Raw genomic sequence first — 13,318 nt, 5'->3', positions numbered from 1 at the left:
ACCCCTACCGGGACGACTTCGGGTCGAGCGCGTCCCGCAACGCGTCGCCGAAGAGGTTGAAGGCGAACACCAGCGCGAAGATCGTGATGCCCGGGAAGAACACGTACGCCGGGTCGGTCTGGAGGAAGTCCAGACTGCGGTAGATCATCCGGCCGAAGCTCGGCGTCTCGTCGCTGAGGCCGACGCCGATGAACGACAGCGCGGCCTCGCTGGTGATGAACTGCGGCACGGCGAGGGAGAACGACACCAGGATCGGCGCCCAGATGTTCGGCAGCAGTTGCCGGAAGATGATGTGCCCCAGCCCGGCGCCGCTGGCCTTGGCGGCCTCCACGAACTCTCGTTCGCGCAGCGCGATCACCTGCCCGCGGACCAGGCGGGCCGTGCTGGTCCAACCGAAGATGGCGAACACGGCGATCAGCACGCCCACCCCGAAGGCGGACGACACCTGCCCCCGCTCGCCGTAGAAGCGCAGCGTGATGGTGGGGGTGAGCGCCAGCGCGATGATCAGGAACGGCATCGCGAGCGTCAGGTCGGTGATCCAGTTGATCACCGCGTCAAGCCAGCCGCCGAGGTAACCCGCCAGCGCGCCGAGCACGATGCCGATGGTGGCGGTGATCAGCGCGGCGGCGAACGCGATGAACAACGACGTCCGCAGCCCGTAGATCAACCGGATGAAGATGTCCCGGCCCAATCCTGGCTCCAGCCCGAACCAGTGGTCCCCGGTGACACCGCCGACGTAACCCAGCGGCATGCCGAAGCCGTCCAGCAGGTTCTGGAACTGCTCGCGCGGCCCGATCCCGTAGACCATCTCGATCAGCGGGGCGGAGAGCCCCAAGAGCAGGAAGAACACCAGGAGTACGCCACTGACCACGGCCGTCCGGTCACGACGCAGCCGCAGCCAGGCGAGCTGCCCGGGCGAACGCCCGACGACGCCCTTGGTCTCGGGCCCGCCCGCGTCCGCGCTGGACTCGATCTCGGCGAGCGCCACACCCTCCACCGGAGACAGGCTCACGACGACACCTCCTCGACGACCTGGGTGATCGACCCCGCCCCTTCGGGGAAGTGACACGCGGTGGCCTGCCGACCGCCGTCGCGCGGCACCAGCGCCGGCTCCTCGGTGGCGCAGATGTCCTGCGCCTTCCAGCACCGGGTGCGGAACCGGCAGCCCGACGGCGGGTCGAGCGGGGTGGGCACGTCGCCGGTCAGCCGGATCCGGCCCGCCGGGCCGAGCTGCGTGACGTCCGGGATGGCCGAGAGCAGAGCCCGGGTGTACGGATGCTGCGGGCGCTCGTAGATGTCCGTCCGGTCGCCGATCTCCACGATCCGCCCCAGGTACATGACCGCTACCCGCTGGCAGAAGTGCCGGACCACGGCCAGGTCGTGCGCGATGAACACGAACGCCAGGCCCAGCTCCCGTTGCAGGTCGCGCAGCAAATTGACCACCTGCGCCTGGATCGAGACGTCCAGCGCGGACACCGGCTCGTCGGCGACGATCAGCTTGGGCCGCAGGGCCAGCGCGCGGGCGATACCGATGCGCTGGCGCTGGCCGCCGGAGAACTCGTGCGGATACCGGTTGTAGTGCTCCGGGTTCAGCCCGACCAGCTCCAGCAGCTCCTGCACCCGCGCCTTGATCCCGCCCGGCGGCTTGATCCCGTTGACCTGCAACGGCATCGCCACGATCCGACCCACCGTGTGCCGGGGGTTCAGCGACGCGTACGGGTCCTGGAAGATGATCTGAAGTTCCTGTCGCAGCGGGCGCAGCTCCCGGCGGCCGGCGTGGGTGATGTCCCGCCCGTCGAACTCGATGGTGCCGGCCGTCGGCTCCAGCAGCCGCACCAGCATCCGGCCGGTGGTCGTCTTGCCGCAGCCGGACTCCCCCACCAGGCCGAGCGTCTCGCCGGGGCGTACGTCGAAGTCGAGACCGTCGACCGCCCGCACCAGGCCGGTGCCGCGCAACCCCTGGCGGACCGGGAAGTGCTTGGTCAGTCCGCGCACGCGCAGCAGTGGTTCGTCGGTCATCGGGCCACCCCCACGGATGCCACGTTCTCGGCGTAGATCGCTGCGCGTTCCTCGGCGCTCAGGTGGCAGGCCACCAGGTGACCGTCGGCCCCGGCCGGGCGCAGCTCGGGCACCTTGGTGCGGGACCGGTCGCCGACGCGGTCGTCGTAACGGCAGCGTGGGTGGAAGGCGCAGCCGGTCGGCAGGTTGATCAGGCTGGGCGGGTTGCCGGGAATCGGCACCAGGTCCGCGTCCGCGTCGCCGTGCAGCGACGGCACGCTGGAGAGCAACCCCCAGGTGTACGGATGCTGCGGCGAGCGGAGCACCTGCTCGACGCTGCCGTGCTCGACGGCCCGCCCGCCGTACATCACCAGCACCTCGTCGGCGACCTGGCCGACGACGCCGAGGTCGTGGGTGATCAGGATGATCGCGGAGTGGAACTCGGCCTGGAGGTCGGCGAGCAGGTCCAGGATCTGCGCCTGCACGGTGACGTCCAGCGCGGTGGTCGGCTCGTCGGCGATCAGCAGCGCGGGGTCGTTGACCAGGGACATCGCGATCATCGCCCGTTGGCGCATCCCGCCGGAGAACTCGTGCGGGTACTGGTCGAAGCGGCGGGCCGGCTGCGGGATGCCGACCCGGTCCAGCATGTCCACCGCGCGCTGGCGGGACTCGCGCCGGTTGGCCTTCGGGTGGTGCACCCGGTACGCCTCGGCGATCTGCCGACCGACGCTGTAGTACGGGTGCAGCGCGGACAGCGGATCCTGGAAGATCATCGCCATGTCCCGGCCGCGCAGCCGGCGTACCTCCTCGTCGGGCAGGCCGACCAGCTGCCGGCCGCCGACGGAGATCTCGCCGGTGATGGTGGCCCGCTTGGGGTCGTGCAGGCCGAGGATGGCCAGCGACGTGACGCTCTTGCCGGAGCCGGACTCGCCGACGATGCCGAGAGTGCGGCCCCGCTCGACGGCGAACGACACCCCGTCAACCGCGCGCACCACGCCGTCGGAGGTGTCGAACCGGACCCGCAGGTCACTCACCCGCAGGTAGGCGTCCTGGTCGGAGCGCTGTGCCGGCACGGCGGGACGGTCGTCCGGGTCCCCGGACGGCGACGGTTCCGAGCTGTCCACGGCCACCTCCCTCAGTGACGAAGAGAACTTACAACAAAGTCCCGAGGGTGAAAATAAGCTACAAAGTCGGCACGTGTCAGCGGGCCCGAGCGTAACGAGTCCGCATCGGCCCCGCATCCCCTGTCACCTCGCCATCCACGCCCGTTCATGGCTCTGATCGCACGTCAAGTGCGATCATTGGGCGAGCAGCCAGCAGAGGATGTCCGTGGCACGAGGTGGAGGTGACCCATGACCGCGGCGGTGTTCGATCACGAAGGTCCGTGGACCGAAGAGGAGTTCCTCGCCCTCGGCGAGACGCAGGATCGCGTCGAACTCTTCGACTGGAGCCTCCACGTGACCCCAGGACCCACCCCACGGCATCAACGAATCTCCCGCAAGCTCGGCAATATCCTGGAAGCAGCCGCGGAGGCAGCCGACCTTGAGCTGTTGGAGGCGGTGAACGTCCGGCTCCGACCAGGTCGAATACCGATTCCTGATCTCGTCGTCACCAACGCAGTCGATCTCGACGAGCCCAACATCGAGTCAGCTGATGTGCGACTGGTCTGCGAGATCATCTCGCCGAGCAACGCCTCCACCGACAAGGTCCTCAAGATGCATTACTACGCCGCAGCGGGCATTGAGTGGTATCTGCTGGTGGAGCAGGGGACGGGTGCCATGCGCCTTTACCAGCGGCAGGGTGGCCACTACGTGGAGAGGGCAACGACGAAGCGCGGCGAGGTTCTGGAACTGACCGAGCCAGTGCGGGCCACTATCCGGCCAGAGGATCTCGTCCCCTGACGGGTGTCGGTCGGCTGGCCTAGGGTCGGTCCATGACCGAGTTCGACGCGGCCACCGCCGCCGTCCAGGCCGCCCTCGACGCGGGAGCGCGGTACGCAGACGCGCGGGTGATGCACCGCCGCTACGAGTCGATGACCGCGCGCAACGGCGACGTGGAGGAGCTGACCCAGGACGAGAGCATCGGGCTGGGCGTCCGGGCGCTGGTCGGCGCGAGTTGGGGCTTTCACGCCGTACCCGATCTGTCCGACGCCGCCGCCCGCGACGCTGGCCGGCGCGCGACCCGGACCGCGATGGCGAGCGCGCGGGTGCCCGGCCCGCCGGTCGACCTGGTCGCGGTCGAGGCGGTCGCGGCGAGCTGGGCCTCGGACTGCCGGATCGACCCGCTCGGGGTGCCCCTGTCGGACAAGGGCGACCTGCTGGTCGGCGCGACCCGCACGATGGCCGAGCACGGCGCGGACCTGGCCGAGGGGCTGTACCAGATCTGGGACACCGCGAAGTGGTTCGTCTCCAGCGAGGGCCACCGGATCGACCAGCGGATCCGCGAGTGCGGCGGCGGCATCTCGGCCACCTCGATCGGTGACGGCGAGACACAGCGGCGCTCCTGGCCCAGCTACCGCGGGCAGTACGGCACCACCGGCTGGGAACTGGTCGAGTCGCTCGACCTGGCCGCACACGCCGCGCAGATCGCCGAGGAGTCCCGGGCGCTGCTGACCGCGCCGCCCTGCCCGGCCGGCGAGACGGATCTGATCCTCGGCGGCGAGCAGTTGGCCCTGCAGATCCACGAGTCGGTCGGGCACGCCATCGAACTGGACCGGATCCTCGGCTGGGAGGCCGCGTTCGCCGGCACGTCCTGGCTGGACCTGGCCCAGCTCGGCTCGCTGCGCTACGGCTCCGAGCTGATGAACATCACGATCGACCCGACGATCCCCGGCGCGCTGGGCAGCTTCGGCTTCGACGACGAGGGCTCACCGGCGGTCAAGCGGGACGCGGTGCGCGACGGTCGCTGGGTGGGAGTGCTCGCCGGCCGGGACTCGGCGGCCATGGCGGGCCTCGACTACGGCGGCAGCGTCCGCGCCGACGGATGGGCCCGGCTGCCGATGGTGCGGATGACCAACGTCGGCCTGGAACCCGGCCCGCACACCCTGGAGGAGATCATCGCGGCCACCGACGACGGCGTGCTAATGGACCTCAACCGGTCCTGGTCGATCGACGACAAGCGGCTCAACTTCCAGTTCGGCTGCGAGGTCGGCTGGGAGATCAAGAAGGGTCGCCGGGGGCGGATGCTGCGCAATCCCACGTACACCGGGATCGGCCCGCTCTTCTGGCGCTCGATGGACATGCTCTCCGGCGAGACGGTGCCCTGGGGGACGCCCAACTGCGGGAAGGGCCAGCCGGGCCAGATCGGGCACACCGGCCATCCGGCCGCGCCGGCCCGCTTCCGCAACGTCCGCGTGGGGGTGTCGGCGTGAAGGCCGTGCGAGCCGCGCAGTCGCGACTGAAGGAGCTGCCGTGAGTGGTTCGACGGAGTTGGAGCTGGCCGGGCAGGTCATCGAGCTGGTTCGGCGTCTCGGCGGGCCGGCCGCGCAGGCCGAGGCGGTGGTGACCCGGGCGGACCTGGCGCTGACCCGGTTCGCCAACTCGGCCATCCATCAGAACGTCGCCGAGTCCACCGTCGGCGTCCGGCTGCGGGTGCACGTCGACGGACGGACCGCCGCTGGCAGCGGCAGCGTGGTCACCACCGACGGGTTGGGCGCGCTGGTCGAGCGCACCCTGGCGGCGGCGCGGCTCTGCCCGCCCGACCCGGGTTGGCCGGGGCTGGCCCCGCCGACGCCCACACCGGACGCCCCGCCCGTCGACGAGGCCACCGCCCACGCCGAGCCGGACCAGCGGGCCGACCGGGTCGGCGCGTTCGTGGCCGCCGCCGGGAGCCTCATCACGGCCGGATACTGCCGCACCGCGCACCGCTCGTCGGCGTTCGCCAACTCGGCCGGGCACACCGCGTACGGTCGCTCGGCGGAGGCGGCGATGGACGGCATCGCCCGGCGCGACGGCGCGGACGGGGTGGCCCGACGCTGCGTCGACCGGCTGTCCGACCTCGACGGTGCGGAGCTGGGCGCGCACGCCGCCGCGAAGGCGCAGGCGGCGGCCGACCCGGTCGAGCTGCCGCCGGGGCGCTACGAGGTGGTGTTCGAGCCGGCCGCCGTGGCGGACCTGCTGCAGAACCTCTCCTGGTTCGGCTTCAACGGCAAGCGGTACGCGGAGCGGCAGTCCTTCGCCGAGCCGGGCGCGGCCCAGTTCGACCGACAGGTGACCCTGGTGGATGACCCGCTGGGCGCATCGGGTCTGCCGTTCGACGCCGAGGGCACCGGCCGGCGGGCGGTGACCCTGGTCGAGGCGGGCACCACGCGGGCGGTCGCGCACGACCGCCGGACGGCCGCCGAGGCGGGCGCGGAGTCCACCGGGCACGCGATCGCGGGCGGCGCCACCTGGGGCCCGATGGCCCGCAACCTGCGGCTCTCTCCCGCGGCGGTGGGCCCGGCCAGCGCGGTGGGCCGGAGCACCACGGGCACGGCGGCCGGCGCGGTGGTGGACACGGACACCGCCGCGCTGGTCGCCGGGGTGCGGCGCGGGCTGCTGGTCTCCGATCTGTGGTACACGCGGGTGCTCGACCCGAAGAGCCTCGTCGTCACCGGGTTGACCCGCAACGGGGTCTGGCTGATCGAGGACGGCACGGTCGTCCGGGCGGTCCGCGACCTGCGGTTCACCGAGTCGTACCCTCGGGCGCTCGGGCCGGGCGCGGTGCTCGGGCTGGGCTCGCGGGCGGTGCGTCAACCGGACCGGGTGGACGGTGCCTGGTGGGCGGCGCCGTCGGTGCGGCTCGCGTCCTGGCACTTCACCGGCGGCGCCTCCGGCTGACGTTTCTCGACGACGCGCCGCAAACCCGCGCGCTGAGGGCTTTTCCGCAGGCCAGACACACGGGACACTCCCTTGCGCGGACGGCTCGCAGAGATCGGCGTAACGTGTGTCACTTAGCTGCGTCGGTCGATCCGGCGTGGTCGTTGGTGTGCGCATGACGTGGCAGCGGGTGCGGGTTCGCCGGTCCGCGTGCCGACCGGAGAGAGACCAGCCCGCCCGTACGGGCCCGTCGAGGAGACGACTCGAATGACTTCAACGGCAACGAGGCCGCGGGGAGCGCGGGCGCGCGCCGCCATCGCGGCGAAGACGTTGCGTACCGACCGCTGGTGGTTCGCCCCGCTGATCACCGTGATCGGGCTCAGCGCCTGGGTCGCGTACGCGACGGTCCGGGTCTTCATGCACAAGTGGTACTGGGTGGACCAGTTCCACTACCTGACCCCGTTCTACTCCCCGTGCGTGACGGACCGGTGCGTCGAGGAGGCCTCACACTTCGGCCGGTTCCTGCCCGGCTGGTGGATCATCCCGGACGCGGCGCTGACCCTGCCGTTCCTGCTGCTGTTCCGGCTCACCTGCTACTACTACCGCAAGGCGTACTACCGGTCGTTCTGGCTGTCGCCGCCGGCCTGCGCCGTTCCCGACGGCCACAAGGAGTACGCCGGGGAGACCCGTTTCCCGCTGCTCGGCCAGAACCTGCACCGCTACTTCTTCTACGCCGCCGCGATCATCTCGCTGATCAACACGTGGGACGCGATCCTCGCCTTCCACTCGCCGAAGGGTTTCGGCTTCGGCCTGGGCAACCTCGTCCTGCTGCTCAACGTGGTGATGCTCTGGGCGTACACCATCTCCTGCCACTCCTGCCGGCACATCATCGGCGGGCGGCTCAAGCACTTCTCCAAGCACCCGGTGCGCTACCGGGCCTGGACCTTCGTCTCGGCGTTGAACGTCCGGCACATGCAGCTCGCCTGGATCACCCTCGGCACCCTCGCGCTTACCGACTTCTACGTGATGGCGCTCGCGGCCGGCTGGTTCAACGACCTGCGGTTCATCAACTAAAGGGCCCCTGACATGACCACTACCACTCGCATCGAACGACACCACTACGACGTCGTCGTCATCGGGGCCGGCGGCGCCGGCCTGCGCGCCGCCATCGAGGCCCGGCTCGCCGGCAAGAAGACCGCGATCATCTCCAAGTCGCTGTTCGGCAAGGCGCACACGGTGATGGCCGAGGGCGGCGCCGCCGCCGCGATGGGCAACGTGAACAGCCGGGACAGCTGGCAGGTGCACTTCCGCGACACCATGCGCGGCGGCAAGTTCCTCAACAACTTCCGGATGGCCGAGCTGCACGCGAAGGAGTCGCCGCAGCGGATCTGGGAGCTGGAGACGTACGGCGCGCTCTTCGACCGCACCAAGGACGGCAAGATCTCCCAGCGCAACTTCGGCGGACACGAATACCCCCGACTGGCGCACGTGGGCGACCGGACCGGCCTGGAGCTGATCCGCACCCTCCAGCAGAAGATCGTCTCGCTCCAGCAGGAGGACAAGCGCGAGTTCGGCTCGTACGACGCCCGGATCAGGGTGTTCTCCGAGACGACCATCACCGAGCTGCTGCTCGACGGCGACCGGGTGGCGGGCGCCTTCGGCTACTACCGCGAGTCCGGCGAGTTCATCCTCTTCGAGGCGCCGGCCGTGGTGCTGGCCACCGGGGGTGTCGGGCGCTCCTACAAGGTCACGTCGAACTCCTGGGAGTACACCGGGGACGGGCACGCCCTGGCGCTGCGCGCCGGGGCGACGCTGATCAACATGGAGTTCCTCCAGTTCCACCCGACCGGCATGGTCTGGCCGCCCTCGGTGAAGGGCATCCTGGTCACCGAGTCGGTCCGCGGCGACGGCGGCGTGCTGAAGAACTCCGAGGGCAAGCGGTTCATGTTCGACTACGTCCCCGACGTCTTCCGCAAGCAGTACGCGGAGACCGAGGAGGAGGCGGACCGCTGGTACACCGACCCGGACAACAACCGGCGTCCGCCGGAGCTGCTGCCCCGCGACGAGGTGGCCCGCGCGATCAACAGTGAGGTCAAGGCCGGGCGGGGCTCCCCCGCGGGCGGTGTCTTCCTGGACATCGCGAGCCGGCGCTCGGCCGACGAGATCCGCCGCCGGCTGCCCTCGATGTACCACCAGTTCAAGGAGCTGGCCGACGTCGACATCACGGCCGAGCCGATGGAGGTCGGGCCGACCTGCCACTACGTGATGGGTGGCGTGGAGGTGGACCCGGACTCGGGCGCCGCCTTCGGCCACGTACGCGGGCTGTTCGCCGCCGGTGAGGTCTCCGGCGGTATGCACGGCTCCAACCGGCTGGGCGGCAACTCCCTGTCCGACCTGCTGGTCTTCGGCAAGCGGGCGGGCGGGCACGCGGCCAGCTACGCCGACGGGCTGGCCGCCCGGCCGAAGGTGGCCGTGGACGCGGTCGAGGCGGCGGTGGAGACCGCCCTGGCGCCGCTGCAACGGGACACCGGCGAGAGCCCGTACACCCTCCAGCAGGACCTCCAGGCGGTCATGGGGGATCTCGTCGGCATCATCCGGCGCGAAGGCGAGCTGGCCGACGCGCTGGTGCGGCTGGCCGAGCTGCGCGAGCGGGTCGCCAAGGTGAGCGCCGCCGGCGGCCGGCGCTACAACCCGGGCTGGCACCTGGCCCTGGACCTGCGCAACATGCTGGTGGTCTCGGAGTGCACCGCGAAGGCGGCGCTGGAGCGGCAGGAGTCGCGCGGCGGGCACACCCGGGAGGACTATCCGGCGATGGAGCCGAAGTGGCGGCAGGTCAACCTGGTCTGCTCGCTGGACGGCGACAGCGTACGGCTGACCCGTAAGCCGCTGCCGACGATGCGGCCGGAGCTGATCAGCCTCTTCGACCGGGCCGAGCTGGCCAAGTACCTCACCGACGAGGAGCTCGCCGACTTCGACGCTTCCGTCGCCGACGCTGGAGAGGCGGACAACCGATGAGCGCGAAGCGTCAGTTCCGGATCTGGCGGGGCGACGAGACCGGCGGCGACCTGCAGGATTACATGGTCGAGGTGAACGAGGGCGAGGTCGTCCTCGACGTCATCCACCGCCTGCAGGCCACCGACGCGCCCGACCTGGCCTGCCGGTGGAACTGCAAGGCCGGCAAGTGCGGCTCCTGCTCGATGGAGATCAACGGCAAGCCGCGACTGGGCTGCATGACCCGGATGTCGACCTTCGGCGACGAGGAGACCGTCACCGTCACGCCGCTGCGGACCTTCCCCGTCATCCGGGACCTGGTCACCGACGTCTCGTTCAACTACGAGAAGGCGCGGGAGACCCCGGCGTTCGCCCCTCCGGCGGACGTCGCCCCGGGCGACTACCGGATGCAGCAGGTCGACGTCGAGCGCTCGCAGGAGTTCCGCAAGTGCATCGAGTGCTTCCTGTGCCAGAACGTCTGCCACGTGATCCGCGACCACGAGGAGAACAAGCAGGCGTTCTCCGGCCCGCGGTACTTCATCCGGGCGGCCGAGCTGGACATGCACCCGCTGGACGCCCGGACCGACCGCAGGGAGTACGCGCAGGCCGAACAGGGCCTCGGTTTCTGCAACATCACCAAGTGCTGCACCGAGGTCTGCCCCGAGCACATCAAGATCACCGACAACGGGATCATCCCCATGAAGGAACGCGTCGTCGACCGCAGGTACGATCCCCTTGTGTGGCTTGGTAGCAAGATCTTCCGTCGGGGCGAGACGCCCCAGACCAGCGTGACCACCGCCCGTCCGGGCTCGGCGAGCCTGCCGGGAACGAGCCGGGGCGGGGGGCACTCGCACGCGGGTGGCTCGCACGACCCGCAGGCTGAGGCGCAGGCGCAGAGCGGCGTCAACTGGCACCGGGAGGTGCCCCACCCCACCGCGCCGGCGGTCGACGACCGGGGCCGGCTGCCGCTGACCGAGCTCACCTTCGACCGGGCCGCCGCGCCGTCGCCGTTCGGCGACGACGTGACCTTCCCGATGCCTCCGGAGCACCTCAACTTCGCGCACCCCGACCAGGACGACAAGCACTGAGCACGACCACCCGGACGGGGGCCCCGGCAATAGCCGGGGCCCCCGTCCGCATACCCCCACCCGACCGGCTCTGTTGATCATGAAGTTATTGCCCTGCCGACCGGCGTGTCGCGGCAGTAACTTCATGATCAACCAGCGAGGAGGCGGGGTCGCAGGGCGGCGACGATCGGTGCGTCGGCGGGGAGCCAGGTGACCGAGTCCAGCTCGTCGGCGGCGAGCCAGCGCAGCGCCTGGTGCTCCAACGCCAGCGGCTCGTCGCCGTGCAGGAGGCGGGCCGCGTACACCTTGAGCACCGAGCGGCCGTGGGCCATCCGGACGTTGCGGCCGACCCGGTCACCGATCTCCACGCGTACGGCCAACTCCTCGGCGCACTCCCGGATCAGCGCCTCGGTCTCCCCCTCCCCCGGCTCGACCTTCCCGCCTGGGAACTCCCACATGCCGGCCACCTCGGGCGGGGCGGAGCGCGCACACGCGAGCACCCGTCCGTCCCGGATGATCGCCGCCCCCACGATCACCTTCAGGTCCCGTCGTTCGGCCTGCCCGCCGCCATTAGCCCGTTCGGTCTGCACGGGCGTCCAGGGTGCCAGATCAATCGGCGGTTTGGGTACCGACGCCGTCCGCTAGTCCAACAGAACACGGAAGTGTGGGCGTGGACACCCTTACCGAGCGACGACAGACTAGAAGGCACCGACAAGACACGGGATGGCGACGATTTGGCCACAAGCCGGCAACGGCGCTTGGGGGGTGCGGTGATGCGCGTGCTGTTCAACAGCCGAGCCAAGCACGACTACCTGTCCGACGCGTTGACCTTGCTAACCGGTTGGACGCGGGAGGGTGAACAGATCCGGCGGACGCTCGTGATCGACGATACCCAACACGCGGCGCTAACTGAACGGGTCAAGGTCGTCGCCGACGCTCTGCACCTGCGTCCCGAGATCAGCCGCCGGTCCGACAGCACCCAGATCCGGGTCGGGCACGGCAACGACGAGCCGCTGACCGAGGGCGAGGTCCTGCTGGCCGCCCGCATCGAGGACGCGTACCGCGCGGTCACCGAGGCCTGACGACCCACCCGACCCACTGGCACCGGTTGCCTAACCTGGGTCGCATGGCGAACATCGCGTACGACCGCAAAGAGCAGGTCCAGCAGATCGAGAGTGGCCTCCTCGACGGCGAGCAGATCATCGCCGTCTACGACGCTGTCGGCACCGGCACCGGGTTCATCGGGCTGACCGACCGCCGCGTGATCATCCAGGACCGCTCGTTCGTCGGGAAGCGGTTCGCGATCACCAGTATCCCGTACTCGAAGATCACCAGCGTGAGCGTGGTCAGCAACAAGTCGTGGGGTGGTTCGTTCTTCTCCACCGGCGCCATCGCCATCCACGTCGGCACGCACACCTACGAGGTGGAGTTCCGTGGCGCGCAGAAGAGCCACCACGTACACAACGTGATCCTGCACCACATCTCCTGACCGCGTCCCGTCGCGGGCCCGGCTGGCGTAATTGCCTTGCCGGGCCTGCGGCGTCTCTGGTGTCCTCGGTCCACAGCCGCGCGAAAGGAGCAGCCGACATGCCCCACTCGACGAAGTCCCTCCGACCCAACCTCATCCGATCCGAGGAATCGAGACTTCGTGAGCAGGACCGTTCCCCTGGCGCTGCTGGGCGCCACTGATCCCAACCCCGGAGGCCGCTGATGTCGGTCTTCGACGATCCCGGCCTCTTCGGCCGGCTCTGGGCCGCCGGATACGACGACGGCGGCACCAACCCCGACCCGGCCCCCGCCGTGGATTTCCTGGCCGATCTGGCCGATGGCGGCCCGGTCCTCGAACTGGCGATCGGCACCGGCCGCGTCGCGCTGCCCCTGGCCGAGCGTGGCCTCAGCGTGCACGGCATCGAGGCGTCCGAGGAGATGCTGGCCCAGATGCGGGCCAAGCCCGGCGGCGACCAGATCCCCGCGGTCGTCGGCGACATGGCCGACGTGGATGTGCAGGGCCCGTTCCGCCTGGCCTACCTGGTCTTCAACACCCTGTTCAACCTGGTGGACGCCGAGCGGCAGGCGGACTGCTTCCGCAACGTCGCCCGGGTGCTGTCGCCGGGCGGAGCGTTCGTCATCGAGACGTTCGTACCCGACCCGCGCAGCTTCGACGCCGACGAGCAGGTGCAGGTCCGCGAGGTGACCGAGGACTCCGCGACGATCCGACTGCACCGGTACGACCGGCCCGCGCAGCGGTTCATCCGGCAGACCATCACCTTCGACGGTGACGGTGTGCACCTGAAACCGTTCGCCATGCGCTACGCCTGGCCGCACCAGATCGACGAGATGGCGCGGCAGGCGGGGCTCCGGCTCACCGAGCGGTACGCCGACTGGCACCGGCGGCCGTTCGCCGCCGACAGCCCGGCACACATCTCCGTCTACCGAGCGGAGTAGCGGCGGTCGATCGGCTCCGGT

At 70.3% G+C, this 13,318-nt stretch carries 13 protein-coding genes; 9 read left to right on the top strand and 4 right to left on the bottom strand.

Annotated features, from left to right (window positions below; genetic code table 11):
• Positions 1-4 precede the first annotated feature (4 nt).
• The 3 genes from ACFYPR_RS03575 to ACFYPR_RS03565 are packed head-to-tail and all read right to left on the bottom strand — an operon-like array spanning position 5 to position 3,071.
• Positions 5-1,012, bottom strand: a complete 1,008-nt coding sequence (locus ACFYPR_RS03575) for an ABC transporter permease (protein WP_354857045.1) — start codon at positions 1,010-1,012, stop codon at positions 5-7.
• The gene (locus tag ACFYPR_RS03570) at positions 1,009-2,019 is read right to left on the bottom strand and encodes an ABC transporter ATP-binding protein (RefSeq protein WP_387258474.1); all 1,011 of its coding nucleotides are present in this window, start codon (positions 2,017-2,019) and stop codon (positions 1,009-1,011) included. The genes ACFYPR_RS03575 and ACFYPR_RS03570 overlap by 4 nt, the downstream gene beginning before the upstream one ends.
• The gene (locus tag ACFYPR_RS03565; RefSeq protein WP_387258692.1) at positions 2,016-3,071 is read right to left on the bottom strand and encodes an ABC transporter ATP-binding protein; all 1,056 of its coding nucleotides are present in this window, start codon (positions 3,069-3,071) and stop codon (positions 2,016-2,018) included. The genes ACFYPR_RS03570 and ACFYPR_RS03565 overlap by 4 nt, the downstream gene beginning before the upstream one ends.
• Before the next feature lie 279 nt (positions 3,072-3,350).
• Here ACFYPR_RS03565 and ACFYPR_RS03560 point away from each other — a divergent pair, with 279 nt between their 5' ends.
• The 6 genes from ACFYPR_RS03560 (at position 3,351) to ACFYPR_RS03535 (ending at position 10,873) form a co-directional block, all read left to right on the top strand.
• Positions 3,351-3,899 (top strand): Uma2 family endonuclease, encoded by a 549-nt coding sequence (locus ACFYPR_RS03560; protein WP_354857050.1) that lies wholly within the window; start codon positions 3,351-3,353, stop codon positions 3,897-3,899.
• Between the two features lie 32 nt (positions 3,900-3,931).
• On the top strand, positions 3,932-5,368 hold the full coding sequence (locus tag ACFYPR_RS03555) for a TldD/PmbA family protein (protein ID WP_387258472.1): 1,437 nt from the start codon (positions 3,932-3,934) through the stop codon (positions 5,366-5,368).
• 40 nt (positions 5,369-5,408) lie between these two features.
• Positions 5,409-6,815, top strand: coding sequence for a metallopeptidase TldD-related protein (locus ACFYPR_RS03550; protein WP_354857054.1), 1,407 nt, complete (start codon positions 5,409-5,411; stop codon positions 6,813-6,815).
• A 246-nt stretch (positions 6,816-7,061) separates the two neighbouring features.
• Positions 7,062-7,868 (top strand): hypothetical protein, encoded by an 807-nt coding sequence (locus ACFYPR_RS03545; RefSeq protein WP_354857056.1) that lies wholly within the window; start codon positions 7,062-7,064, stop codon positions 7,866-7,868.
• 12 nt (positions 7,869-7,880) lie between these two features.
• Positions 7,881-9,809 carry a fumarate reductase/succinate dehydrogenase flavoprotein subunit gene (locus ACFYPR_RS03540; RefSeq protein ID WP_354857059.1) on the top strand — a complete coding sequence of 643 codons (1,929 nt, stop codon included), beginning with the start codon at positions 7,881-7,883 and terminating at the stop codon, positions 9,807-9,809.
• Positions 9,806-10,873, top strand: coding sequence for a succinate dehydrogenase/fumarate reductase iron-sulfur subunit (locus ACFYPR_RS03535; RefSeq protein ID WP_354857062.1), 1,068 nt, complete (start codon positions 9,806-9,808; stop codon positions 10,871-10,873). Before ACFYPR_RS03540 ends, ACFYPR_RS03535 begins: the two co-directional genes overlap by 4 nt.
• Positions 10,874-11,001: 128 nt before the next feature.
• On the opposite strand, the gene ACFYPR_RS03530 is transcribed toward ACFYPR_RS03535, so the two are convergent.
• Positions 11,002-11,442 carry a (deoxy)nucleoside triphosphate pyrophosphohydrolase gene (locus ACFYPR_RS03530; RefSeq protein WP_355063750.1) on the bottom strand — a complete coding sequence of 147 codons (441 nt, stop codon included), beginning with the start codon at positions 11,440-11,442 and terminating at the stop codon, positions 11,002-11,004.
• Between the two features lie 183 nt (positions 11,443-11,625).
• Between ACFYPR_RS03530 and ACFYPR_RS03525 the strand changes: the two genes are divergently transcribed.
• The 3 genes from ACFYPR_RS03525 to ACFYPR_RS03515 all read left to right on the top strand — a co-directional run bounded on the left by ACFYPR_RS03525 (position 11,626) and on the right by ACFYPR_RS03515 (position 13,297).
• Positions 11,626-11,934 carry a 4a-hydroxytetrahydrobiopterin dehydratase gene (locus tag ACFYPR_RS03525; protein WP_354857066.1) on the top strand — a complete coding sequence of 103 codons (309 nt, stop codon included), beginning with the start codon at positions 11,626-11,628 and terminating at the stop codon, positions 11,932-11,934.
• A 44-nt stretch (positions 11,935-11,978) separates the two neighbouring features.
• Positions 11,979-12,341, top strand: a complete 363-nt coding sequence (locus ACFYPR_RS03520; protein ID WP_203147864.1) for a PH domain-containing protein — start codon at positions 11,979-11,981, stop codon at positions 12,339-12,341.
• Between the two features lie 221 nt (positions 12,342-12,562).
• Positions 12,563-13,297, top strand: coding sequence for a class I SAM-dependent methyltransferase (locus ACFYPR_RS03515; RefSeq protein WP_387258471.1), 735 nt, complete (start codon positions 12,563-12,565; stop codon positions 13,295-13,297).
• Positions 13,298-13,318 lie beyond the last annotated feature (21 nt).

The organism is Micromonospora sp. NPDC005254, from assembly GCF_042872525.1.
Taxonomy (GTDB): domain Bacteria; phylum Actinomycetota; class Actinomycetes; order Mycobacteriales; family Micromonosporaceae; genus Micromonospora.
This window is presented reverse-complemented; position numbering and strand designations above follow the sequence as displayed.

Excerpts from the sequence above, each read along its gene's own strand:
- ACFYPR_RS03570 (WP_387258474.1), bottom strand. The coding sequence starts at position 2,019 with ATGACCGACGAACCACTGCTGCGCGTGCGCGGACTGACCAAGCACTTC.
- ACFYPR_RS03560 (WP_354857050.1), top strand. The coding sequence starts at position 3,351 with ATGACCGCGGCGGTGTTCGATCACGAAGGTCCGTGGACCGAAGAGGAG.
- ACFYPR_RS03555 (WP_387258472.1), top strand. The coding sequence starts at position 3,932 with ATGACCGAGTTCGACGCGGCCACCGCCGCCGTCCAGGCCGCCCTCGAC.
- ACFYPR_RS03545 (WP_354857056.1), top strand. The coding sequence starts at position 7,062 with ATGACTTCAACGGCAACGAGGCCGCGGGGAGCGCGGGCGCGCGCCGCC.
- ACFYPR_RS03540 (WP_354857059.1), top strand. The coding sequence starts at position 7,881 with ATGACCACTACCACTCGCATCGAACGACACCACTACGACGTCGTCGTC.
- ACFYPR_RS03535 (WP_354857062.1), top strand. The coding sequence starts at position 9,806 with ATGAGCGCGAAGCGTCAGTTCCGGATCTGGCGGGGCGACGAGACCGGC.
- ACFYPR_RS03525 (WP_354857066.1), top strand. The coding sequence starts at position 11,626 with ATGCGCGTGCTGTTCAACAGCCGAGCCAAGCACGACTACCTGTCCGAC.
- ACFYPR_RS03520 (WP_203147864.1), top strand. The coding sequence starts at position 11,979 with ATGGCGAACATCGCGTACGACCGCAAAGAGCAGGTCCAGCAGATCGAG.
- ACFYPR_RS03515 (WP_387258471.1), top strand. The coding sequence starts at position 12,563 with ATGTCGGTCTTCGACGATCCCGGCCTCTTCGGCCGGCTCTGGGCCGCC.